Here is a 22,277-nt window from a genome sequence, read left to right as displayed (position 1 = left end):
TTTCTCATGCAAACCGCCCCCGGTCCTTAGAACTTGATGCCGATGGTGCCGCCATAAGTCCGCGGCTCCAGCGCCATGCCGAACGACCACAGCCCGGCCACGGTGAACGCGTGCGTGGTGGTGCGGATGTCGGCCAGATTGCGCCCGAACACGCGGAAATAGGCATCGGCCTTGTTGAGCTTGAAATTCACCGTCAGGCTGGCGTCGACCAGGTCCTGCGTCACCGTGCGCACGCGCGGATCGTTGCCGCTCACGATCTGGCCGGTGGTGCCCAGCGCCGTGGTGCCAGCCGCGCTCGATGCGATCGAGATCTGCTCGTCATAGGGACTGATGTGCCGCCACGAGAGCGAGGTCACCACGCTGCCGAAATCGGTGGGCAAGGTGTAATCCCCGCTCAGCGAGCCGGAGAACGTGGGCGCATAGATCAGGCGGTTGGCGGTATAGTCGAACGGCGTGATCGTGGTGCCGACCAGGCCACCCACCACGAAACGGCGGAAATGCGACTGCATCAGCGCCGCCGAAGCCGTGATCTTGAAGTTGGAGCTGACGCGCAGCGACCCGTCGAACTCGATACCCTTGATCAGCGCGCCGCCAGGCACGTTGCTGGTGATCGTCTGGTTGCCGGTGGAGCAGGTGCACGGGATCGTCGTGTTCTGCTGCATGTTCTTGTAATCGGAAATGTAGCCGGCCAGATTGATGTTCAGCCGGTGATCGAACAGGTCGAGCTTGGCGCCCACTTCATAGGAATCGAGCGTTTCGGGCTGGAACGGCTTGGTGGCATAGTTGGCATCGCCCGCGCGCGGGCTGAACCCGCCCGAGCGATAGCCGCGCGACCAGCTGGCATAGAGCATCGTCTCGGCATTCGGGCGGAAGTCGATCCCGGCCTTGGGCGTGAATTTCGAGAAGTTGGCCGCGCCGGGCGGGAACGGCGCGCCCAGGAAGCCATTGGCGAGATACTTGTAATCGTGCGACCAGCGCCCGCCGAACGAGATGCGCACCTTGTCGACCACGGCCCAGTTGAAATCGGCAAAGGCGGCATAGCTTTCCGACTTGGCGTTTTCGATCTGCGGCGCGGCATCGAACGTGCAGGGCGGGGTGTTGGGCGAGAAGCCGAACACGCGCGAGCACTGCTTGAAATCGTACTTGCTGTTGAAATAGAACCCGCCGACCACGTAGTCGAAGCCCTGGAACAGATTGCCGGCGGCGCGCAGTTCCTGGCTCCATTGCGTGTAATTCTGGATGCGTTCCACATAATAGAGATCGGTGGACGATCCGTCGAAATCCTGGGTCTGCCGCTCGGCGCTGTGGCGCCAGCCGGTGATCGAGGTGAGCTTCACGCCGCCGGCGTTGTAGTTCATTTCCAGCGTGGCATCGGGCGCGTGATAGGTGCTCGTCGCGCTCTGGCCGAAGGTGGTGTAGAGGTCGGTGGTGGTGTTGCGGTTGCATTCCTGCGCCGGTTCGAACGCGCAGAACACTTCGCCGGTCTTGGCCAGGTTGCTCACCGCCGGGGCGAAAGACTGGATCACGTTTTCCAGGGTGAATTGCGCCGTGAAATCAGACCCAGCCGGCTTGAACAGCACGGTGCCGCCAAAGCTGTCACCCTTCGATCCGCCATCGGGGCGGTTGAACGTGGCATTGTGGTAAAAGCCATCGGTCTGATTGTGGAAATACCACAGCTTCAGGCCCATGGTCTCGCCATTGCCGAAGTTGGCAATCGCCTTGCCCGACCAGGTATTCCACCGGCCATAGGTAAATTCGGCCTTCACGCCGGCGGTCATCGTCGGCTTGCTGCGCGTGATGTTGACCACCCCGCCGATCGTGTTGGCGCCGAACAGCGTGCCTTGCGGGCCGCGCAGCACTTCGATCTGGGCGATGTCGAACGCGTCCTGCAACTGGCCGGTGTTGGTGCCGATGGTCACGCCATCCACCACCACCCCCACGGTGGGCGTCTGGCTCTTTTCGATATCGGCATAAGTCAGGCCGCGGATCGAAAGGTTGGCCGCCTGGGCGCCCGAATTCTGCTGGGTGATGAGCAGGCCTGGCGCCGCGCCCTGCAAATCGCCGATGTTCACCGCAGCCTTGTTTTCCAGCATCGCGGCATTCACCGCGGTGATCGCCACCGGCGTGGTCTGCAGCGATTCCGCGCGGCGGCGGGCGGTGACGATGATCGCGTTGGTATCCTGCGACACCTCCGTGCAGGCCTGCGGCGGCTCAGGCTGCGGGGCGGTTTGTGGATTTGGTGCCTCTTCGGCCAAGGCCAGCCCCGGCATCAGCGGCAAGCTGATTCCGGCCAGAAGCACGCACGCAACACGGTTGCCAAAGCAGCCTTTCATCCTCTCACTCCCCCTAGGATCTTTTTTGGCGAAGGGTTCTTGCCCTTTGATGGTGTGAACCTAGTCGGGTGTGGCCACGCCAACCTACTGCAACAAATCATAGGTGCGTGGTGGCACGATTGGGCCAAGCATTCCGGCCTGTTCGCCCGGCCGGCGCGCAATGCTGGCCAGGGCCCCGCAAGGACTTGGGAGAGACGGATGAACGCTTTGGAAAACCGCCGCTTTATCTTGGCACGCCGCCCCCATGGCACCCCCGCGCGCGACGATTTCCGCCTGGAAAAAACGCCCGTCCCCAGCGCTCCGGAAGGGGGTATGGTGGTGCGCAATCGCTTCGTCTCGCTCGATCCCGCGCAGCGCGGATGGATGGACGATGCGCCCAGCTACATGCCGCCCATCCCCCTGGGCGATGCCGTGCGCGCCACGACCGTTGGCGTGGTGCACGAGTCGCGCAATCCCGATTTCGCTGCGGGCGACTGGGTTCTGGGTCTCAATGCCATCGAAGACTACTCGGTCGTCACCCCGGGCGGCTTTACCAGCAAGATCGACGTGTCGATCGTCGATAGTCCGTCGCGCTATCTTTCCGCCGTGGGTGCCGTGGGGCTGACGGCCTATTTCGGCCTGACCGACGCCGCCGCGCCGCGCAGCGGAGAAACCCTGCTGGTCACCGGCGCGGCCGGTGCGGTCGGTTCGATGGTCGGGCAGATCGGCAAGATCCTGGGCCTGCGCGTGATCGGCATTGCCGGCGGCGCCGAAAAATGCCGCCGCCTGGTGGAAGACTATGGGTTCGATGTGGCGATCGACTACAAAAGCGCGTCCGGCGCCAAGAGCGTGGACGCATTGTCGGCCGAAATCGCCGCGGCGGCCCCCCAGGGCGTGGATATCCTGTTCGAGAATGTCGGCGGCGACGTCATGGACGCGGTTCTGCTGAACCTGGCGCTACACGCACGGGTGGTGCTGTGCGGGCTGATCAGCGAATACAACGCGCCTGAAAAGATCGGCATCCGCAACTTGTGGCAGGTGATCGTCAAGCAGGCGACGATCAAGGGCTTCCTCATCGCCGGCTACGTGCCGCGCTTTGCCGAAGGTGGCGCCGTGGTGGCGCAATGGATCGGCGAAGGCCGCCTGCGCGTGGACGAGGATATCCAGCACGGCCTGGACAACGCCTATGACGCGTTCATGCGCCTGTTTTCCGGCGCCAACACCGGCAAGCTGGTGCTGGCGGTGGATTAAAGTCAGCTGCTTGGGCCCTTCGAAGGGCCCAAGCAACACCCCGCTGCCAGCGCCCTCAGAATTGCACGCGCTTGGTGTATCCGCCGTCGATCACCACGTTGGTCCCGGTGGTGAACGAAGACGCTGGGCTGGCCAGGAACACCACGCTGCGCGCCACTTCCTCGGGCCCACCCCAGCGGCCCAGCGCGAACTGCGCCTGCGTGCTGGCATAAAGCTCGGGCATGAGCCCCTCGATCGCTTCCCAATTGCCGCCGGGAAAGCGGATCGGGCCGGGCGACACGCAGTTGACGCGGATGCCCTTGGGGCCCAGCGACTGGCTCAATTGCCCGGCGTGCACCAGCAGCGCGCCTTTGAGCGCATTGTATCCCTGGGGCACGATGAAGGTTTCCACGCCCGCCGTGCTGGCTGTCACGACCACGCTGCCCTCGCCCGATGCGGCCAGCGCCTCTTCCAGCACTTCCACCCCGATCACCAGGCCCATGATATCGTAATCCAGGCTTTTCTGCCAATCGCCGGTGGCGCCGGCACCACTGGTGGAAATCATCGGCACGAAGATATCGCAGCCCCCCAGCGCGTCGCGCGCGTCGGCCAGCCAGGCGCGATAGGCATCGTGCCCGCTTTCCATGTCGAACGGGGTGCCCACCACTTTGCCGCCATGTCGGGCAAGTGCGGCGGCGGTTTCGGCCACCTGGTCGGCATTGCGCGAGCAGAAGGCGACATCGGCGCCTTCGGCGGCGAACAGTTCCACCGTGGCGCGGCCGATCCCACGGCTGCCGCCGGTGAGGATCACCTTTTTCCCCTTGAGTCCCAGATCCATGTTCTCGTTCCTTCCACGCGCGAACCGCGCCATGATGCTTGGCTGCAGACTGGCCCATCGCGCGGCGCGCGCTCCACTGCCCTTTTGGAGAGGAATGGCGCGCGACGGCCTGTGATAGCAAGCGGCAACAAACGCCAGGCGGGAGAGCACGATGGGCAGGTTGAACGGCAAGCGCGCCGTGGTTCTGGGCGCGAGCAGCGCAGGCAACATGGGCCAGCATATCGCCCGCCGGTTTCTCGACGAAGGGGCCAGCGTGCTCGTGGCCGGACGCAAGGAAAGCGTCCTGGCGCAATTCGCCACGGACCACGCCTGCCACTGGGCCGCGTGCGACATCACCAGCGAGGAAAGCCTTGCAGCCATGGCCGATGCCGCCGTGGCCGCGATGGGCGGGATCGACATTGCCGTGAATGCCACGGGCTGGGGCCTGCTCAAGCCGTTCCTGGATACGACGCGCGCGGAACTGGACGCGATTACCGCCCTGCAATACGTGGGCCCGTTCCAGTTCTGCCAGGCGATGATCCGCAAGATGGCGCGCAGCCGCGGCGGCGCGGGCGGCAGCCTGATCCAGATCAGCAGCGCCACGGCGACGATCATGCTCAACGACCACGCCGCCTACATGGGCACCAAGGCCGGAACCGATCACGTGGTGCGCTGCGTGGCGCATGAATTCGGCGAGGAAGGCATTCGCGCCAATTCGATCTCGCCGGGCCTGACCGAAACGCCGATGACGGCTGACGCCAAGGGCGTGCCCGGCCTGTTCGAAAGTTTCCTCACCGGTTATCCCCTGGGCCGCATCGGCACCAGCGACGACATCGCCGCCGCCGCCGTGTTCCTGGCCAGCGACGAATGCTTCATGACCGGGGAAAACCTGCAGGTGAACGGCGGCCTCACGCTGCGCCGCAACCCCACGCGCGAGGAAATGGCCGCCGCGATGGCCGGGGCAGTTTAAGGTTTCGCAGCACCCCCAACACCCTCTTCTGAAGAGGAAGGGTCTTTTCCTTGATACTCCCCCTCCTCTTTAGAGGAGAGGGTCGGGGGGTGGTGGATGCCCAAACCCACCCACCCGAACTGGCGCCGCGCGTTTGGCTGCGCTAGGCATGGGGGATGCAAGCGCCCCCCCAAGACGATGCCCCCGGAACCTGGACTTCCCAAGACGGCCAGCAGGCCACCCGCGCACAGCGACTGACCGGGCTGGTGGCCATCACGCTGCTGGCACTGGCCGGGTTGTGGACCTTGCGCGCGTTTCTGCCCGCGCTGGGCTGGGGCGTGATCCTGGCGCTCTCGCTCTGGCCGCTGCATGCGGCCGCCGCGCAGCGCTGGCCGCGCGGGCAATCGCTGGTGCTGCCGGCCATCTTCACGCTGCTCGTGCTGCTGATCTTCGTCATCCCCCTGGCCATGGTGGCCAGCGCGGTGATCCATGACAGCATGGCCGTCACCCAATGGCTGGCGCAGGCCCATGCCCAGGGCGTGCCCGTGCCCGCTTTCCTGGCACGCCTGCCCTATGGCGATCATCTCGTCGTCTTGTGGCAACAGACCCTGGCCACGCCCGAGGCCATCGACCGCCTTTCGCACCAGGCGCGCGGCCTTCATTTCACCACCGGCGAAAAGATTCTCGGCCTGGTGGCACATCGCGTGCTGTTGATCAGCTTCATGCTGCTGACGTTGTTTTTCCTGCTGCGCGATGGTGCGCGCGTGGCGCATGGCTTGCGCATCGGCACGCGCCGGGCGTTTGGCGAGGCGGGCGTGCGCGTGGTCGATCAGGCGGCGATGGCCGTGCGCGGCACGGTCAACGGGTTGATCATCGTCGGCTTTGGCGAAGGCGTGCTGATGGGCGTGGCCTATGGCCTGGCAGGCGTGGTCCATGCCGCGCTGCTCGGTTTGCTGACCGCGCTGCTCTCGGCCATTCCCCTGGGCGCGGTGGCGGCGGTGGTGCTGGCCGCCGCGCTGCTCAGCGCGGCGGGCCAGGCGGCAGCGGCCGTGGCGGTGCTGGCGTTTGGCGGCATCGTGGTGTTCGTGGCCGACCATTTCGTGCGGCCGGTGTTCATCGGCGGCGCCACGCGGCTGCCGTTCCTGTGGGTGCTGCTTGCCATCCTGGGCGGGATCGAGAGCTGGGGCCTGATCGGCCTGGTGATCGGCCCGGCGCTGATCGCCGTGCTGATGCTGTTGTGGCGCGAATGGGTCGGCGCCCACCAAGGGCCGCTCAACCCGGCGGCAGAGCAACCTCTTCCCGAATAACCGCCGCGATCTGCGCGCGCAGCTGGTCCTTGCGGATCTTGCCCGCCGCAGTGCGCGGCAACTGCGCCACCCATTCGAAGCGCTCGGGAATCTTCTGCCGCGCCAGCCCGCTTTGCGCCACGTGCGCGGCCAGGTCTGCCGCCGTGACGTCTGCCCGCGTGACCACGAACGCGCAGACCCCTTCCCCCAGCCGGTCGTGCGGCATCGCCACCACCGCGCAGTCGGCCACGGCAGCATGGGTTGCCAGCACCTGCTCGATCTCGGTGGCCGAAATGTTCTCCCCGCCGCGAATGATCAGGTCCTTCTTGCGGCCGGTCACCGTGATGGCGCCATCGGCATCGCGCACCCCCAGGTCACCGGTGCGGAAAAAACCTTGCGCATCGATGGCGGCGGCGGTTTGCGCCGGATCGGCATAGCCGATCATCATCGCCGGCCCGCGCGCCAGGATTTCCCCCTCCTGGCCATCGCCCAGATCTTTGCCGGCATCGTCCACGATGCGCACGGTGTAATCGACGATGCGTCCGTCGGTCTGGCTGGCGCGTTCGGGATTGTCCGGCCAGCCAAAGCTGACCAGCGGCACTTCAGAGCTGCCGAACACGCGGAATGGCGCGCACGCGGCAAAGGCAGCGCGCGCGCGGGAAATCACGTCGGGCGCCACGGCCGCGCCGCCACAGGCAAAGAAGCGGAAGCCGGGCAGCGTCTCGCCCGCATCGCGGGCCGCCTGGGCCAGTTCCACCAGAAAGGGCGTGGCCGCCACCGTGCCCACCACGCCATGCCGCATGATCAACGCCAGCGCATCCTGCGCATGCCAGCTTTCCATCAGCACCGTGCGCGTGCCCACCACCAGCGGCATTTCCAGCCCGTTGGCATAGCCCGAAACATGCGTGACCGGCGATGGCATCAGCATGGCATCCCCGGCCTTGAGCCCCCAGAATGCCGCGCTCTGGCCGATCACCCGGCCCAGCGTGGCATGGCTGTGCAGCACGCCCTTGGGCCGTCCCGTCGTGCCCGAGGTATAGAGCACCATCTTCACGCCTTGCGGATCGACCGGCATTGCGGCGCTCGGCAGTGTGCGCCCAGCCTCCACCAGGGCAGCATAGTCGTCTGGTCCCTGCCCCCGCACGGTAAACACGTGGGCCAGCGCGGGCAGGTCGGGCTTCACCCGCGCGGCCATGGCGACATAGTCCACCTTGCGGAACGTGGTCGGCACGAACAGTGCCCGCGCCACGCAATCGCCCAGCATCACGCGCAGTTCCGCGTCGCGATAGATCGGCACGATCGGGTTGATCACCAGGCCCGCCAGCGCACAGGCCAGGTTGATCACCGCCGCCTCGCGCCAATTGGGCAGCTGGAACGCCACCACGTCGCCCGGCCGCAAACCCCGCGCGCGCAGGCTCGCCGCCAGGCTTTGCCCATCGGCCCACAGCGCGGCAAACGTCAGCGCGCCGGCCTCGTCGATCATGCACGGATCATCGGCCCGCTGGGCGGCGAGGTCTGCCGCGCGATCGGCAATCGTGGTGCTGGGCCACAACCCGCCCTGGGCAAATGCCATCTGGTGCGCGGCGGGAACGGGCGGCCAGGGCAATCCCTGCACTTGGCCCTGCACTTGGCCCTGCCGTGGCGTCGATTCGCGGCTGTTACCCATGATCCTCTCTGCGTCGCCCATCCATCGCTTGTGCGCCGCTTCAAGTGCCCCTGTCCACTTGGCCAAAATAAGAGGAACCTGTCACCTGTCCCAGCTTGGCAAGGCGCTCGGCCTGCGGCAGCCTTGGGCCCGCGAAAGAACAATGCAGGCAGGAGAGGCCGCAGATGAGCAACGAACGGGCCGAGCGGCGCCAGCGGATCGGCGACATCGCCGAGATCATGCTGGATTACGTCGAGCACAACAGCACGTACCAGGCCCAGCAGGTGGCGCGCGTGCGCACGGCCAGCTACACCGATCCCGATCAGTGGAAGGCCGAGATGGAACTGGTGTTCCGCCGCCTGCCGCTGATGCTGGCCTTCACCGCCGAACTGCCCGAACCGGGCAACTACAAGGCGATGGACGCGATGGGCCTGCCGGTCCTGATCGTGCGCGACAAGAGCGGTGTTGTGCGCGCGTTCCTCAATGTCTGTTCGCATCGCGGTGCGCCGGTCGCATCGGAAGGACATGGCAAGTGCGCCCGCTTCACCTGCAAGTATCATGGCTGGACCTATGGCCAGGACGGCAAGCTGCTGGGCATTTCCGAAAGCGCCAATTTCGGCGACGTGGACAAGGCCGGTCTCGCCCTGCGCGCCCTCCCTTGCGAAGAGCGCGCAGGGATGATCTTCGTGTCGCTCACGCCCAATGCTCCGCTCGATCTGGATGACTATTTCCAAGGCTTCCTCGACGATTTCGACAGCGCAGGCTTTGCCGACTGGACCTATCTCGGCAGCCGCACGATCGAGGGCGCCAACTGGAAGATCGCGTTCGACGGCTATCTCGAAGGTTATCACTTCGCCTCGCTGCACCCCGAAACGATCGAGCCGCGCACGCCATCCAATCGCATGTTCTATGAAGGGTTCGGCCCTTCGATGCGCATCGGCTTTCCGCAACACCGCATTGCCGAAGCGCTCAAGGACGTCCCGCGCGAGGATTGGGGCGACCAGGAAAACAACGGCTTCGATTTCGTGCGCATCCTCTTTCCCAACGTCTCGGCCTTCCTTGCGCCCGAGATCACGCAAGTGGCCCAGTTGTTTCCCGGGCCAACGCCCGATCGCAACCGCACCGTGCTGCACTACTTGCGCCGCGAGCCGATCCGCGACGAGGCCGACCGCGCCGCCGTGGAGCAGATGATCAACTTCTTCCGCGATGTGACCTACCAGGAAGACTATGTCATCGGCCTGGAAATCCAGAAGGGCCTGGAAAGCGGTGCGCACGACAACCTGGTGTTCGGCCGCAACGAGCGCGGCAACCAATACTTCCACGAATGGCTCAACTGGTACCTGCAGGACGATCCCACCCTGCCCAAGCCGGTGATGTAAGGAGCGCGCCCGCGATGACGGTTCAGGAACTCAAGTCCCGCTATTCGCCCGAATTCGACATGCCCGTGCGCGGCGACACGATCACCGCCGATCGCTATATCTCGCGCGAATGGATGGACAAGGAAGCGCAGAACCTGTGGCCCAAGGTTTGGCACCTGGGCGGGATGCTGGCCGAACTGGAAGAGGAAGGCGATTTCATCCGCCACGATTTCGGCAAGGATTCGATCCTGATGATCGCCCAGGCCGATGGCGGGGTGCGCGCGTTCTACAACAGCTGCCCGCATCGCGGAAACCGCCTGGTGCTGGGCGATGCCGGCCATATGCCGCGCATCACCTGCGGCTATCATGGCTGGCAGTTCACCCCCGATGGCGTGCTGGCCAAAGTGCAGGACCCCGATGATTTTGCTGGCGGCAACCCCTGCGGCAAAGTCCACCTCTCGGAACTGCGCTGCGAAACCTGGGGCCCGTTCGTGTTCTGGTGCATGGACGATGATGTGCCGCCGCTGGCGCAATGGATGGCGCCTTTGCAGGAACGCCTGGCCAACTATGGCCTGGAAAACTGGGTGCGCGTGCTCAAGGTTTCGTGCGACGCCGATTTCAACTGGAAGATCATCCGCGACAATTTCAACGAAAGCTATCACCTCCCCACGATCCATCCCGAACTGGCGACCTTCATCAACGATGGCCTGCCCACGACTTTGTTCGAGATGTATCCCAGTGGCCACAACGCGATGTGGATGATCGGCCATCAGGCCACCACGCGCGTCGATTACCACAGCGCCGAAGTGCCTGCCCCGCTCGATGACATCGCCCGCGCCTGGGGCATCGATCCGGCCGATTACCATGGCCACACCGGCGACATTCGCGCCGCCGTGATCGCCGCCAAGCGCAAGCTGGGGCCCGAGCGCGGCTATACCATGTACGAGCACATGACCGACCAGCAGCTGGTGGACTATTTCCACTGCACGCTGTTCCCCAACCTCACGCTCACCATGTCGCCCGAACAGATGCAGGTCTTGCGCACCGAACCGCACCCGACCGATCCGGAAAAGTGCGTGTTCCAGCACTGGTGCCTCTATCCCCCGGTCAAGGGCATGAAAGAGGTGGTCACGCCGGTGGGCACCGTGCCTTTCCGCCACGATGCCGTGGCGCGGCACAGCCGCTATGGCGATGGCGTGTCGCTGGGCTTTGTGGCGGACCAGGACCTGTCCATCGGCACCACGCAGCAGCAAGGCCTCAATTCGCGCGGGTTCAAGGGCTGCATCCTGCCGGGCCAGGAAAAGCGCATCCAGCGCTTCCACGAACTGCTCAACGATTATGTGGCCGGCAAGGGACCGGTGCAGGCCGGATGACCTATCCCGCACCGCCCTGCCCGGCAGACGTGCGCCTGGCATTGGCCGATCTGGTCACCGCCTATGCCATGGCGGTGGACGATATCGGCCATGCCGCCGGCGTCGCCGCGCTGTTCACGCCCGATGGCTGCTATGACCTGACCAGCTTGGGGCTGGGCCAGATCACCGGCCGCGCCGCCATCCAGGCCTTCTTCGAGCAGGCCTTTGCCACGATGGCCAGCAACGCCCATTTCCTCGGCAATGTGGCGCTGGTGGCCTACGATGGCGCCACCGCCAGCCTCACTGCCTATGGCCACGCCTTCAGCCTGGGCACCGACGGCACGCTGCTGGAAGTCAAAGCGCGCTATGCGTTCGACGTGGTGCTGCAAGACGGCACCTGGCGTATCGCCCGCCTGGGCATGGCCATGCTGTTGCCGCCTATCACCACGGCAGGATAAGGCCCCTCCACCCCGCACGGACCGCAGATCCTCCCCATGCAATGGGGAGGTGGCAGGCCGCAGGCCTCACGGAGGGGCACTGCAACCTCAGCGCTTGGTCATCATATCGTGCCCACATACCGCGCAAAACCGTTCCGGCCCATTGCCGGGATAGAGCCGCCCACGATGCGCAGTCGGGCTATCGCAAGTGGGGCACTTGAGCATCCAGCGGCAATATATTTCACCCCCGACGCCAGCGATGATTGCGGCAAACAGAAAGGCCACTGCCCATTGCTGCCCCATCCCAGTAACGACCAGAGGGATTGGCAAAACAAAAGCCAGCCAGCACAGCTTTGCAACATGGAATCGGCGGTTCGGGCTCATCGGCGGTCTACCCATATTTCCACAGGCGTATAGCAGCCGCCCTGCACACCGCGCCAGCCTCCCCTCAACTCGCCGCAAAGCGACGCAAACCGTCAGCATCCGTTCACGCGGACAGGCATAGCCCATGTCCATCACAGTGAGTGGATCCTTTCGATGCCCCAACCCATTTCCCGCATCGTGCTTGTTGCCAGCGCCGCTGCCGTGGCGGCGCTGCCGATCATGGCCAGCAGCGCCACCGCGCAACAGGCCTATCCGCCATCTGGCTATGACCAGAACGACGGGTATGACCAGAACCAGGGCTATGATCAGGCGCCCCCGCCCGATTACCGCGACCAGCCGCCGCAGGGTTATGATCAAGGTCCGCCGCCCGGCTATAACCAGGCGCCGCCCCAGGGCTATGCCCAGCCCTATCAGCAGGGCGCGCAGACCACGACCACTACCACCACGACCCGGACGGTCGAGGTCCAGAGCTATGACCAGGGCCCGCCGCCGGGCTACGACGGCACGCGGCCTCCGCCCCCGCCGCCCGGCTATCGCCCCGCCGCGATCGATCAGGCCCAGGCCGAACGGGACGCCCGCTATGCTGCCGATGCGGAAGCCTGGGCGCGCGACAACTGCGTCAAGGCGCGCAGCAATGCCACGGCCGGCGCGGTGATCGGCGGGATTTTCGGTGCGCTGGTGGGCAATGGCCTGTCGAGCCGGCATGATGGCGGCTTCGGCACCCTGGCCGGCGCGGCGGTGGGCGCCGTCGGCGGCGCCGCGATCGGCGGCAGCACGGCCAACCAGACCAGCCCCGGCTGCCCGCCGGGCTTCGTCGTGCGCTCGGGCGCAGCGCCCTACAGCTATGACACGGTCTATTTTTCCAACTATTATTATGCCGCGCCGGGCTGGTATCGCCCGTGGGTCTACGTCGGCGATCGCTGGACCTATCGCCCTTATCCGTACCACGATTACTATTACCGCGCCTATCGCCCCTATCACCCCAATGGCTGGGGCGACCGCGGCTATTACGGTCGGCCGGGTTATTATGGTCGTCCCGGTCCTTATGGTCGGCCGGGCGGCTATCGCGGTCCGGGCCACCATTTCTGATGCCTATGCGTGCTGCCGGGATGCCGGCAGCACGCATCCGCTTCAGCTCATGCAATAGCCACCATCCATCATGAATTCGCTGCACGTGACGAAGCTGGCCGCGTCAGAGCAGAGGTAGACCACGCCGCCGGCCATTTCCGCCGGCCGGCCCAGGCGGCCGATCGGATGCGCGGCCACCACGCCCTGCATCGAGACTTCGAGCGAAGGCACCGCGCCCAGATCGACATAGCGCTGCATGATCGATTGCAGCATTGGCGTATCGATCCCGCCGGGATGCACGCTGTTGGCGCGAATGTTGTAGCCCAGCGCGGCAAATTCGGCACCCATGCATTTCGACAGCATCTTTACGGCCGCCTTGCTGGTGCAATAGGCGCCGTTGAACGGCGCCCCCTTGATCCCGCCCACGCTGGAAAAGTTGACGATCGAGGCCCCGCTTGCGCGCGCCTTGCCGCCCTCCTTCAACAATGGCAGCAGCGTCTGCACACCGATCACCACGCTTTCCACGTTCACCGCATTGATGCGGCGCCACTCGGCCAGGGGCGTTTCCTCGATGCTGGCCACCACGCTGATGCCGGCGACATTGACCAGCGCATCGAGCCGGCCATATTCGCGACCGACCAGATCGGCCACGGCTTGCCAATCGGCCTCGCTGGTCACGTCATGCGCCAAGGCATGGTCGGCCAGCCCTTCCTCGGGTTCGCCCACGTCGGTTGCCACCACCGTGGCGCCGGCCGCCTTCATCGCGCGCACCACTTCGCGGCCGATGCCGCCGCGCGCGCCGGTGACCACGGCCACCACATTATCGAGTTCAAAAGCCATGGCGTTTTTCCCTATTGTGCGGTCCAGCCGCCATCGATCACCAGTTCGGCCCCGGTCATATAGCTGGCGTCCGCGCTCGCCAGGAACGCCGCCGGGCCGGCCAGTTCCTCCGGCTCGGCCAGGCGGCCGTTGGGCGTGGCCCCTTCCATCGCAGCGACCAGGTCTTCGGGTTTCTGCGCAAAGCCCTTGTCCACCCAGCGCTGGAACCCGGCGTTGAGCAGCGGCGTGCGCACAAAGCCGGGATGCAGCGAATTGGCGCGGATCGGCATGCGCTTGTGCGCGAATTCCACCGCGATGCCCTTGGTGAACAGCCGCACCGCGCCCTTGCTGGCGTTGTAGGCCGAAACCTCGGAATAGCCGACCAAGCCCATGATCGAGCTGACGTTGATGATGCTCGCCCCGCCGGCCACGCCAGCGCCCGATTTCGCCAGGAGCGGAACGAGCGCGCGCGTACCCAGGAACACGCCGTCGACATTGACGGCCATGATCTTGCGCCAGGCCTCAAGCGTCAGGCTTTCGACCGCGCCGGTCAGATCGGTACCGGCGTTGTTGACCAGCACATGGCAGGCGCCCTTGGCATCCATATGCGCGGCAATGGCGGCCCAGTCGTCCTCACTCGTCACATTGGCGCGCAGATAATCCGCGCCGCCACCGATCGCGGCCAGGGCATCTGCCACGGCCGGACTGTCGGCGGCATCGAGATCGGTCACTGTCACGCTTGCCCCTTCACGGGCAAAGCGCGTGGCGATGGCAAGGCCGATCCCCCGCAGGCCGCCCGTCACCAGGGCAATTCTTCCGGCAAGACGTTCCATGGCCTAAACTCCCATCATGCCGGCGGTGGTGGCGCCGTCGATCGTGATCTCCGCGCCGGAAATGAACGCCGCCTCGTCGCTGGCAAGATAGGCCACCAGGCCGGCCACTTCCTCCACCTGGGCCATGCGATTCATCGGCGCCATGCCTTCATAGATCGCGCGCACGGCAGCCGGATCTGGCTGGCTTTCCATGATGTGGCGGATAAGGTCGGTTTCCACCACGCCGGGCAGGATCGCGTTGACGCGGATGCGATAGCGTTTCTGCCCGCAATAGACCGCCGCCGATTTGGCCAGGGCCACCACGGCGGCCTTGGTGGTGGAATAGGTCACGTAATTGCCCAAGGGGCGCGCCGCGTTCATCGAGGAATTGACGATGATCGATCCGGTCGCCCCTTCGTTGCGGGCCATGGCGCGGATGGCATGCTGCACCGTCAACATCACACCAGTCTGGTTGACCGCCACGACCTTGTGCCAGCCCTCGATGGTCACGTCCTCGATGCTGGCATCGCCCTGCTCGGTGCCAGCATTGGCAAAGGCGATGTCGAGCCGGCCGTGATCGGCCAGGATCCCCTCGATCAGCGCCGGCCAGGCCTCGGCGTCCTCGACGCGATGGATGGCAAAGCGGCCGCCCACTTCGCGCGCCAGCGCCTCGCCCAGTTCGGCGCGCGATCCGGTGAACACCACATGCGCGCCTTCCGCCGCCAGGCGTCGCACCGCGCCTGCGCCGATCCCGCTGGTGCCGCCGGTTACCAGCGCCACCTTTCCTTCCAGCCTTGTGGCCACGGCCATGCTCTCCCGCGTTTCTGCTCTGGCCTGCGATCATGCCGTGATCAGGGCCAGAGCGAAACCTATGCTTTCAGCAAGGTGACTTGCCGCCGCCCCCCGTCCTAGACCATGCTGGTAAGAATGCCGGGCGGGCGCGATCCGCTAAAATGGCCCGGCGCGAGAGGACAGGACGGCACCGACCATGGCAGCATCCGATACCGCATCCCCCGAAACCATCGCCAATCCCGCGCGGCCAACGCCCGAAAGCTGCGGCTTGCCGGTGAGCGAGGGGATCAGCTGGCTCGAACTCATGGCCCGCGACTCGCGCCCGGCGCCCGATGTCCTGGTCACGCCCAGCTACCAGAATCGCGGCAGCACGCCGATTGCCGCCGCGCGCTATACGTCGGAGCATTTCGCGCAGCTGGAGCGGGAGCGGATGTGGCCACGCGTATGGCAATTCGCCGCGCGCGAGGAAGACCTGCCCGAGCCGGGCGACTATGTCGTCTATGAAAACGCCGGGCGCAGCTTCCTGATCTCGCGCCAGGACGATGGCAGCGTGCGCGCGATGCACAACGTGTGCCTGCATCGCGGGCGCAAGCTGCGCACGGAGGATGGCAGTGCCGATCGCTTCGTCTGCCCGTTCCACGGCTTTGCCTGGAACAAGGACGGCAGTTTCAACCACATGCCCTGCAAGTGGGACTTTACCCACCTGGATGAGAACAAGCTGTCGCTGCCGCCTGTCGAAGTGGGCCGGTGGGGCGGCTATATCTTCCTGCGCGAGGAGCCGGGCGGGCCTAGCCTCGAAGAATTCCTCGCCCCCCTGCCCGACCATTTCAAGCGCTGGCGGCACGAGGATTGCGTGACCGTCATGTGGGTGGGCAAGGAAGTGCCGGCCAACTGGAAAGTGACGGCCGAAGCCTTCATGGAAGCCTGGCACACCGTGGTCACCCACCCACAGTTGCTGCCCTTCACCGGCGATTGCAACAGCGCCTACTGGACCTGGGGCGATCATGTGAACGTCAACCTGGTGCCGTTCGGCACGATGTCTCCGCACCTCGATCCCAATGGCAAGAGCGAACAGTGGATCGTCGACCAGTTCGTGAAATACAACGGCCGCAGCGGCGACAACTATGATCCCGCCGCCGATCCCTATGCGGTTTCGGTGCCCGAAGGGATGACCGCGCGCGAGGCACTGGGCGCGCGCATGCGCGCCGCCTATACCGCGCAGACCGGCTATGACCACGAAGACGCCACCGACGCCGAACTGCTCGACGCGCTGGTCTACAACGTCTTCCCCAACTTTGCGCCGTGGGGCGGGTTCATGCCCAACATCGTCTATCGCTGGCGCCCCGGAAAGACGCCCGATACCTGCATCATGGAAGTGCGCATCCTGATGCGCGTGAAAAAGGGCGAAAAGCACCCGCGCGGCGTGCCGATGAAGTTCCTCACGCTCGACCAGAAATGGACCGAAGCGCCCGAACTCGGCATCCTGGGCGACGTGTTCGAACAGGATATGGACAACCTGCCCTATGTGCAGGAAGGCCTGCATGCGTCCAAGACCGGCCAGGTGCAGCTGGGCAATTACCAGGAAATCCGCATCCGCCAGTTCCAGCAGACACTCGACCGCTATCTGGGCATTGCCGATGGCAGCGATGGGGTGCAAGGATGAGCGAGAGCGGCGAAAGCCACCCGCGCCGCATCAATTGCGTGCTGGTGTGCGGCGGGGTGTGGCACGATATCGATTTTGCCCGGCTGGAACTCTTGAAGCTGCTGGCAGACGATCCCGCCGTGCGCACCCGCGTGTTCGAGGATTACGAGAACCTGGCCGCGATCGAGGCGGCCGATATCCTGATCACCTACACCTGCGACATCACGCCCTCGCTCGCCGCGCAGGAAGCCCTGCGCGCCTGGCTGGCGCGCGGTGGGCGCTGGTATGCCCTGCACGGCACCAATTCGGTGCTGCGCCTGCTGGCCGATGGGCCCAATGCCGGCCTGTGGGACGCGCCGCGCTGGGCCCCGCTGTTCATGGACCTCTTGGGCAGCCAGTTCATCAGCCACCCGCCCATCGCGCCCTATCGCGTGGACGTGGCCGATCCCGATCACCCGCTGGTGGCCGGAGTGGAGCCGTTCGAAACGACGGACGAACTCTACCATCTGGAAACCCATGGAGACTTGCACGTCCTGCTCGACACCTGCTGCACCGAGCCGGGCACCGGCTTTGTCGAGGCAGACGCTGCGCCGGGCCGCCATCCGGTGTTCTATATCAAGCACCACGGCGCGGGCGCCGTGCTCTACCTCACGCTCGGCCACTGTCGCGGGCATTATGACCTGCAACCGATGCTGGACTGGTGGCCCAGCGTGGACCGCTGCGCCTGGGACTTGCCGGTGTTCCACGAGTTGCTGCGCCGGGGCGTGGCCTGGCTGAAAGAACCGCTCTAGAACGAGATCACAAAAAATGTGGGACCGGTTTCTGTCAGGAATTCGGGCGACCACAAATATCCAGGCGTTGCCTATGCCTCCACCAGCGTGCCGATCGCGGGATCCGACCAGCTCCGCTTGCCCGTCTCCACATGGCCGGCATAGCGGCGGCGAAAGCCAGCGGGGCCATCCACGACCAGGTCATACCAGTGGTGGCTGGCCGCCACGGGCACGCGCAAAGTGCGGGTCTGCCCTGCCGCCAGCGTCAGCCGCGCCAGTTCGCGCGGGCCATAGGCCAGGCGCCGCACGGTAAGCGCGAGCGGGTCCGTACCGGGGTTAGCCAGGGTGAGCACCACCTGATCGCCGGCCTCTTCCAGCCCGACCCGCGCGGGAGGTGGCAATGGCCCGGCCAGTTCGCGCACAAAGCCGTTCGGCCCGCGCACGGTCAACCGGCACGGTCCCTCGCCCAGCCCAGGCGGACGGTCGCGCAGCGTGGCGCCAGCGGCCACCGAGTAAGTCCACGGGCCGGCACTGCCTGCGCGATCATAGACCTGGAACACTGCACCCTGGCGGCCGGTGTTGGCAAAGACCAGCTGCCAATCGGCCCCCTCGCCCGCTTCCCGCACGGCCAGGCGATAAGGCAGCGCGCGCGCCGGACGTTGCCCCGGTTCCTGCTGTGGCAGGGCTTGCGCCTGGGGCGGCCGGGGCTGGGGCATGCTGGCCTGGGCCGCCACGCGGGCGCGATAATCGCCGATGGCGGGCATGGCATGCAGCGCGGCGGCATCGGGATCGGCAAAATCGAACATATCTGTCAGATCCCCGGTCACGGCGCGGCGCCAGGGCGAAATATTGGGCTCCATCACGCCAAAGCGCCGCTCCAGAAAGCGGATCACCGAAGTATGATCGGCCACGCCCGAATGCACGAAGCCGCCGCGCGTCCAGGGTGACACCACCAGCAGCGGCACGCGGATCCCCAGGCCCACCGGCTCGCCCTTGTAGACTTCGCCCCGCGGCTCCACGCTGGTCAGGCCCTGCTGGCGCGATACTGCCGGCACCGGGCCGGGCACATGGTCGAAAAAGCCGTCGTTCTCGTCATAGTTGATGATCAGCGCGGTCTTGGCCCAGACCTTGGGATTGGCCACCAAGGCTTCCACCAGTCGCGCCGTCAGGCTTTCGCCATAGGCCGGGGTCGCCTCGGGATGCTCGCAATACTTGTAGGGCGCGACGATCCACGAAACCTGCGGCAGGTTATCGGCGGCCACATCCTTGGCGAAGGCGGAAACCAGGTATTGCGCCTGCGACGTGGCGGCGGTTTGCAGGCTGGTGCCCTCAATGAAGGCACGGCCGCGGCGATAGAGCGGCGAGGTACGCTCCAGCCCGCGAAACTGCGCGAAATAGGCAAGCGAGTTGTCGCCGTAGTTCTCGTATTCCTGATAGACCTGCCAGCTGATGCCCGCCGCCTGCAGCCGTTCGGCATACGTCGTCCAGCGCGAAACGGCGGGGAAATCGGCCTTGTCGCGCGCCATGTCGGCGGTCCAGTTGCCGTCGTCGACATTGTCCACCGCCTGCGCGCGATCATCGCCCACGCTCAGGCCACTGGTGCCGGTGAACAGGAACATGCGATTGGGATTGGTCGGCCCGTGGAGGGAGCAGAAATACTGGTCGGCAATGGTGAACGCGTCGGCTAGGGCATGGTAATAGGGAATGTCGGCGCGCACGAAATGGCCCATCGCCTGGGCCGTCTTGTGCTTGATCCACACGTCGTATTCCGCCCAATCGGCAAAAGCGCCTTTCCAGCTGTGGTCCAGGCTTTTCAACCCCTGGGCGTTGCTGATCTGTCCATCGAGATGAAATGGCAGCACCGCGCCGGTGCCATCGGGCCCATGGCCATCGGGGGCGGGCTGGTGAAACACGCTGCGCCCGTTGCGCAGCATCAGCGGGCGCGGATCGCCGAACCCGCGCACCCCGCGCAAAGTGCCGTAATAGTGATCGAACGCGCGGTTTTCCTGCATCAGGATGACCACGTGTTCCACATCCGCCAGGGTGCCGGTGCGACGATTGGCCGGCAGCGCCAGCGCCGTGGCGATCGATGCCGGCAAGGCGCCCGATGCCGCAGCCGCTGCCACCGCTTTGAGGAAAGTGCGGCGCGCGGGCCGATGCGTCATTCGGTTTCCCCAGGGAAAGCATGGGTGCCGGCGCTGCGCCTGCCGGCACCCATCATGGCTTAGAACCGCTTGCGCAGCGTGATCGAGGCCTGGCGCGGCGCCCCTACCAGCATCGATTGCAGCGTGCCGGAAGGATCGGTGGACGCAAGGCCGTTCTCACCCAGCGTGGCGATATACTTCTTGTCGAACAGATTGGTGACATTGCCCTGGATTTCCAGGTTCTTGAGCGGCCCATCGGCGGCGTCGAACTTGTAACCCAGCGACAGGTCCACCAGCACGCGGCCAGCCACGCTGGCATCGTTGGTATAGGTATAATAGCGCTTGGACTGATAGTTGGCGCCCACCCGCGCACTGATCACGCCATCGTCATAAGATACTTCGGCATTGGCCAGATGCGCCGGAACCGTGGCGACCTGCTTGTCCTTGGTGTGATAGAGCGTGCCGCTCAACACATCGTCGTCATAGCGCGCATCGGTGTAGGAATACGAACCATAGAGCGAGAGAGCGCGGGTCAGGTGATAAGTGCCGGCCAGTTCGACACCGTTGGTGGTGACCGAACCCACGTTGGACAGGATCGTGGCGCAGCCCACGATGATCGCGCAGGGCTGGACCGAGAGCAGGCGGTTCTCGAACTTGACGTGATAGCCCGCGATCGAACCCTCGAAATGATCGAGGTGGAAGCGGAAACCGCCTTCGATGGTCTTCGACGTCTCGGGCTTGATGGTATTCTTGATCGCCTGGAAACCGGCCTGGTTGGTCATGAACGGTTCGGTGGTGAAGGCGCGCATGTTCTCGGCATAGCTGACGAACGCTTCGACCGCCGAATTGAAGGTGTAGTTCACGCCGGCCTGGGGCAGGAACAGGTCCCGCGCCTTGAGCCGACCCGAAGTATCGCGCGCGGCGGCCGTGGACTGGCTGGCCGGATCGTACTTGTTGTCGACAATAACGCTCAGGCCCTTGAACCCGGCGTTGATCTTGAGATTGTCGGTGGCCTGGAACGTGTCCTGGATGAAGAACTGTCCCGTGGTGATCTTGAAGTTGTACTTGTATTGCAGATAGAATGACCCTTCGGGCCATTCGCGGTTGTCGATGCTCGACGTGGTACTGTCCGCCAGGCCGAAGAAATTGCGTGCCGTGGTATACTTGTTGGATTCGTACCAGCCGCCCAGTTCGATCTCGTTCTTGGCGATCTTGTAGGTCAGGGCGCCGGTCAGCCCGCCGCGCGCGATCTTGTAAGACGTGGCGCGGATCGACAGGGCCGCGCCGCCCGGCGTGGGCGTATAGGGCGTCCACCAGGTGCCGATGCCCTTGTTGTGGTGGTAATAGGGCGAAACGCGCAGCGACAGACCGGGCGCGAGGTCCGTCGTCAGGCTGGCGCCCGCCAGGAAGTCCTTACGCAGGCCATAACCATTGTAATAGGTATCGTCCGCGCAGATCGTCTGGTCATACCCGGCATAGTTTTCACAATACTTGGAATAGTTGACCAGGTCCGATTGCAGGTTCTTGGCAATGGCCAGGGCCGTCTTGTAGTCGTTGCGAATGTAATCCCAGTTCCAGCCGTATTTCTTCACCAGGGCCGGCGACATATCCATGTAGTCGTCGTCCTTGAAATCGGAATAGTTGGCAAAGGCGGTCAGCTTGGCGCTGGTGCCCAGCGGCACCACGATCTTGCTGTTGACCGACCAGGCCTGCTGCTTGCCCTCGCCCTTCCACTTGGGCGCATCGAGCCACGATCCGCTGACATAGGCCTTCACCCCGCCGCCCAGGTCACCGGTGTTGACGCGGCCGAACAGGCGATAGGCGTTTTCGCTGCCATAGCTGGCCTGGGTATCGACGCCGAAGTCGTCAGTGGGCGTCTGGCTGAAGAACTGCACCGTGCCGCCCAGGTTGGAACTGGACGGCGTATCGAGCGCACCCGAGCCTTGCGCCAGCGTGGAGCTGCCGATGTTTTCCGAAGCGATGGCGCGGCTGATGTGCAGCCCGTTGAAATTGCCATAGCTCATGTCACCCAGCGGCACGCCATCCAGCGTGAAACCAAGCTGGTTCTGGCTGAAGCTGCGTACCGAAAAGCGCGTGGACCATTCGTTGGTGCCCAGCGCATTGGCCGACTGCACCGAAACGCTGGGCAGTTTTTCCAGAACCTTCAATGGGCTGGTGCCCGGCGTCGCGGCCTTGATGTCGATCGCGGTAACGGTCTGCACCTGGCGCGTTTCGCCCCGGCCGAAAACCACAATGGGATTGTCTTCCGTCACGCCTTCGGCGGCATCGACCGCAGGCGCCGTTTGGGCCATGACCGGCGTTGCGCCGCATACCAGAGCAAGGCTGGCGACGCCGGATAAATGCTTATACCGCATATGAATTCCCCCATGTGTTATACCAAACATGATCACGGGAAACGCGGCGTTTTTCGCTTTTGCGGACTCGCCGGATCAGTTCAGC

17 protein-coding genes are annotated in these 22,277 nt (G+C 65.0%); 9 read left to right on the top strand and 8 right to left on the bottom strand.

Translation table 11 applies throughout. The features are described 5' to 3' along the window. Positions 1-26: 26 nt before the first annotated feature. Positions 27-2,189, bottom strand: coding sequence for a TonB-dependent receptor (locus R9J51_RS21120; RefSeq protein WP_432788069.1), 2,163 nt, complete (start codon positions 2,187-2,189; stop codon positions 27-29). 342 nt (positions 2,190-2,531) lie between these two features. On the opposite strand from R9J51_RS21120, the gene R9J51_RS21115 reads away from it, so the two are divergent. Next, complete coding sequence (locus tag R9J51_RS21115) at positions 2,532-3,563, top strand: MDR family NADP-dependent oxidoreductase (RefSeq protein WP_179562575.1); 1,032 nt, start codon at positions 2,532-2,534, stop codon at positions 3,561-3,563. 55 nt (positions 3,564-3,618) lie between these two features. On the opposite strand, the gene R9J51_RS21110 is transcribed toward R9J51_RS21115, so the two are convergent. Continuing rightward, positions 3,619-4,380, bottom strand: a complete 762-nt coding sequence (locus R9J51_RS21110; RefSeq protein ID WP_179562577.1) for an SDR family oxidoreductase — start codon at positions 4,378-4,380, stop codon at positions 3,619-3,621. A gap of 151 nt (positions 4,381-4,531) precedes the next feature. Between R9J51_RS21110 and R9J51_RS21105 the strand changes: the two genes are divergently transcribed. Both R9J51_RS21105 and R9J51_RS21100 read left to right on the top strand, forming a co-directional pair. After that, positions 4,532-5,329 carry an SDR family oxidoreductase gene (locus tag R9J51_RS21105; RefSeq protein WP_179562579.1) on the top strand — a complete coding sequence of 266 codons (798 nt, stop codon included), beginning with the start codon at positions 4,532-4,534 and terminating at the stop codon, positions 5,327-5,329. A gap of 155 nt (positions 5,330-5,484) precedes the next feature. Further along, positions 5,485-6,615: an AI-2E family transporter gene (locus R9J51_RS21100; RefSeq protein WP_179562581.1), complete on the top strand. Its 1,131-nt coding sequence runs from the start codon at positions 5,485-5,487 to the stop codon at positions 6,613-6,615. Here R9J51_RS21100 and R9J51_RS21095 read toward each other — a convergent pair. After that, a complete protein-coding gene (locus R9J51_RS21095; RefSeq protein ID WP_179562583.1) occupies positions 6,581-8,167 on the bottom strand; it encodes an AMP-binding protein in 1,587 nt (528 codons plus the stop codon). The two genes, R9J51_RS21100 and R9J51_RS21095, sit on opposite strands and share 35 nt — an antisense overlap. 257 nt (positions 8,168-8,424) lie before the next feature. Between R9J51_RS21095 and R9J51_RS21090 the strand changes: the two genes are divergently transcribed. The 4 genes from R9J51_RS21090 to R9J51_RS21075 all read left to right on the top strand — a co-directional run bounded on the left by R9J51_RS21090 (position 8,425) and on the right by R9J51_RS21075 (position 12,859). Next, a complete protein-coding gene (locus tag R9J51_RS21090; protein WP_179562585.1) occupies positions 8,425-9,618 on the top strand; it encodes an SRPBCC family protein in 1,194 nt (397 codons plus the stop codon). Between the two features lie 14 nt (positions 9,619-9,632). Then, on the top strand, positions 9,633-10,970 hold the full coding sequence (locus R9J51_RS21085) for an aromatic ring-hydroxylating oxygenase subunit alpha (RefSeq protein WP_168557404.1): 1,338 nt from the start codon (positions 9,633-9,635) through the stop codon (positions 10,968-10,970). Continuing rightward, positions 10,967-11,407 carry a nuclear transport factor 2 family protein gene (locus R9J51_RS21080; RefSeq protein ID WP_179562587.1) on the top strand — a complete coding sequence of 147 codons (441 nt, stop codon included), beginning with the start codon at positions 10,967-10,969 and terminating at the stop codon, positions 11,405-11,407. The genes R9J51_RS21085 and R9J51_RS21080 overlap by 4 nt, the downstream gene beginning before the upstream one ends. Positions 11,408-11,923: 516 nt before the next feature. Continuing rightward, positions 11,924-12,859, top strand: coding sequence for a hypothetical protein (locus R9J51_RS21075; RefSeq protein WP_218847448.1), 936 nt, complete (start codon positions 11,924-11,926; stop codon positions 12,857-12,859). A 42-nt stretch (positions 12,860-12,901) separates the two neighbouring features. Here R9J51_RS21075 and R9J51_RS21070 read toward each other — a convergent pair whose 3' ends face one another. The 3 genes from R9J51_RS21070 to R9J51_RS21060 are packed head-to-tail and all read right to left on the bottom strand — an operon-like array spanning position 12,902 to position 15,279. Continuing rightward, the gene (locus R9J51_RS21070; RefSeq protein WP_179562589.1) at positions 12,902-13,678 is read right to left on the bottom strand and encodes an SDR family oxidoreductase; all 777 of its coding nucleotides are present in this window, start codon (positions 13,676-13,678) and stop codon (positions 12,902-12,904) included. An 11-nt stretch (positions 13,679-13,689) separates the two neighbouring features. Further along, positions 13,690-14,490 (bottom strand): SDR family oxidoreductase, encoded by an 801-nt coding sequence (locus R9J51_RS21065; protein WP_179562591.1) that lies wholly within the window; start codon positions 14,488-14,490, stop codon positions 13,690-13,692. 3 nt (positions 14,491-14,493) lie between these two features. Continuing rightward, positions 14,494-15,279, bottom strand: coding sequence for an SDR family NAD(P)-dependent oxidoreductase (locus tag R9J51_RS21060; RefSeq protein ID WP_169475273.1), 786 nt, complete (start codon positions 15,277-15,279; stop codon positions 14,494-14,496). 178 nt (positions 15,280-15,457) lie between these two features. On the opposite strand from R9J51_RS21060, the gene R9J51_RS21055 reads away from it, so the two are divergent. Both R9J51_RS21055 and R9J51_RS21050 read left to right on the top strand, forming a co-directional pair. Beyond that, on the top strand, positions 15,458-16,924 hold the full coding sequence (locus R9J51_RS21055) for an aromatic ring-hydroxylating oxygenase subunit alpha (RefSeq protein ID WP_169475272.1): 1,467 nt from the start codon (positions 15,458-15,460) through the stop codon (positions 16,922-16,924). Continuing rightward, positions 16,921-17,694, top strand: a complete 774-nt coding sequence (locus R9J51_RS21050; RefSeq protein WP_179562593.1) for a ThuA domain-containing protein — start codon at positions 16,921-16,923, stop codon at positions 17,692-17,694. Before R9J51_RS21055 ends, R9J51_RS21050 begins: the two co-directional genes overlap by 4 nt. A 71-nt stretch (positions 17,695-17,765) precedes the next feature. Here R9J51_RS21050 and R9J51_RS21045 read toward each other — a convergent pair whose 3' ends face one another. Together R9J51_RS21045 and R9J51_RS21040 are read right to left on the bottom strand one after the other, a co-directional pair. Beyond that, entirely contained in the window at positions 17,766-19,838 is a 2,073-nt protein-coding gene (locus tag R9J51_RS21045; protein ID WP_179562595.1) for a phosphocholine-specific phospholipase C, read from the bottom strand. Between the two features lie 59 nt (positions 19,839-19,897). Beyond that, on the bottom strand, positions 19,898-22,192 hold the full coding sequence (locus R9J51_RS21040; RefSeq protein WP_218847449.1) for a TonB-dependent receptor domain-containing protein: 2,295 nt from the start codon (positions 22,190-22,192) through the stop codon (positions 19,898-19,900). Positions 22,193-22,277 lie beyond the last annotated feature (85 nt).

Source organism: Novosphingobium rhizosphaerae (assembly GCF_050920675.1).
Taxonomy (GTDB): domain Bacteria; phylum Pseudomonadota; class Alphaproteobacteria; order Sphingomonadales; family Sphingomonadaceae; genus Novosphingobium; species Novosphingobium rhizosphaerae.
The sequence above is the reverse complement of the archived record's forward strand: the minus strand, read 5'-3'. Positions and strand labels throughout refer to the sequence as shown.

Excerpts from the sequence above, each read along its gene's own strand:
- R9J51_RS21115 (WP_179562575.1), top strand. The coding sequence starts at position 2,532 with ATGAACGCTTTGGAAAACCGCCGCTTTATCTTGGCACGCCGCCCCCAT.
- R9J51_RS21110 (WP_179562577.1), bottom strand. The coding sequence starts at position 4,380 with ATGGATCTGGGACTCAAGGGGAAAAAGGTGATCCTCACCGGCGGCAGC.
- R9J51_RS21105 (WP_179562579.1), top strand. The coding sequence starts at position 4,532 with ATGGGCAGGTTGAACGGCAAGCGCGCCGTGGTTCTGGGCGCGAGCAGC.
- R9J51_RS21100 (WP_179562581.1), top strand. The coding sequence starts at position 5,485 with ATGCAAGCGCCCCCCCAAGACGATGCCCCCGGAACCTGGACTTCCCAA.
- R9J51_RS21095 (WP_179562583.1), bottom strand. The coding sequence starts at position 8,167 with ATGGCATTTGCCCAGGGCGGGTTGTGGCCCAGCACCACGATTGCCGAT.
- R9J51_RS21090 (WP_179562585.1), top strand. The coding sequence starts at position 8,425 with ATGAGCAACGAACGGGCCGAGCGGCGCCAGCGGATCGGCGACATCGCC.
- R9J51_RS21085 (WP_168557404.1), top strand. The coding sequence starts at position 9,633 with ATGACGGTTCAGGAACTCAAGTCCCGCTATTCGCCCGAATTCGACATG.
- R9J51_RS21080 (WP_179562587.1), top strand. The coding sequence starts at position 10,967 with ATGACCTATCCCGCACCGCCCTGCCCGGCAGACGTGCGCCTGGCATTG.
- R9J51_RS21075 (WP_218847448.1), top strand. The coding sequence starts at position 11,924 with ATGCCCCAACCCATTTCCCGCATCGTGCTTGTTGCCAGCGCCGCTGCC.
- R9J51_RS21070 (WP_179562589.1), bottom strand. The coding sequence starts at position 13,678 with ATGGCTTTTGAACTCGATAATGTGGTGGCCGTGGTCACCGGCGCGCGC.
- R9J51_RS21065 (WP_179562591.1), bottom strand. The coding sequence starts at position 14,490 with ATGGAACGTCTTGCCGGAAGAATTGCCCTGGTGACGGGCGGCCTGCGG.
- R9J51_RS21060 (WP_169475273.1), bottom strand. The coding sequence starts at position 15,279 with ATGGCCGTGGCCACAAGGCTGGAAGGAAAGGTGGCGCTGGTAACCGGC.
- R9J51_RS21055 (WP_169475272.1), top strand. The coding sequence starts at position 15,458 with ATGGCAGCATCCGATACCGCATCCCCCGAAACCATCGCCAATCCCGCG.
- R9J51_RS21050 (WP_179562593.1), top strand. The coding sequence starts at position 16,921 with ATGAGCGAGAGCGGCGAAAGCCACCCGCGCCGCATCAATTGCGTGCTG.
- R9J51_RS21045 (WP_179562595.1), bottom strand. The coding sequence starts at position 19,838 with ATGACGCATCGGCCCGCGCGCCGCACTTTCCTCAAAGCGGTGGCAGCG.
- R9J51_RS21040 (WP_218847449.1), bottom strand. The coding sequence starts at position 22,192 with ATGCGGTATAAGCATTTATCCGGCGTCGCCAGCCTTGCTCTGGTATGC.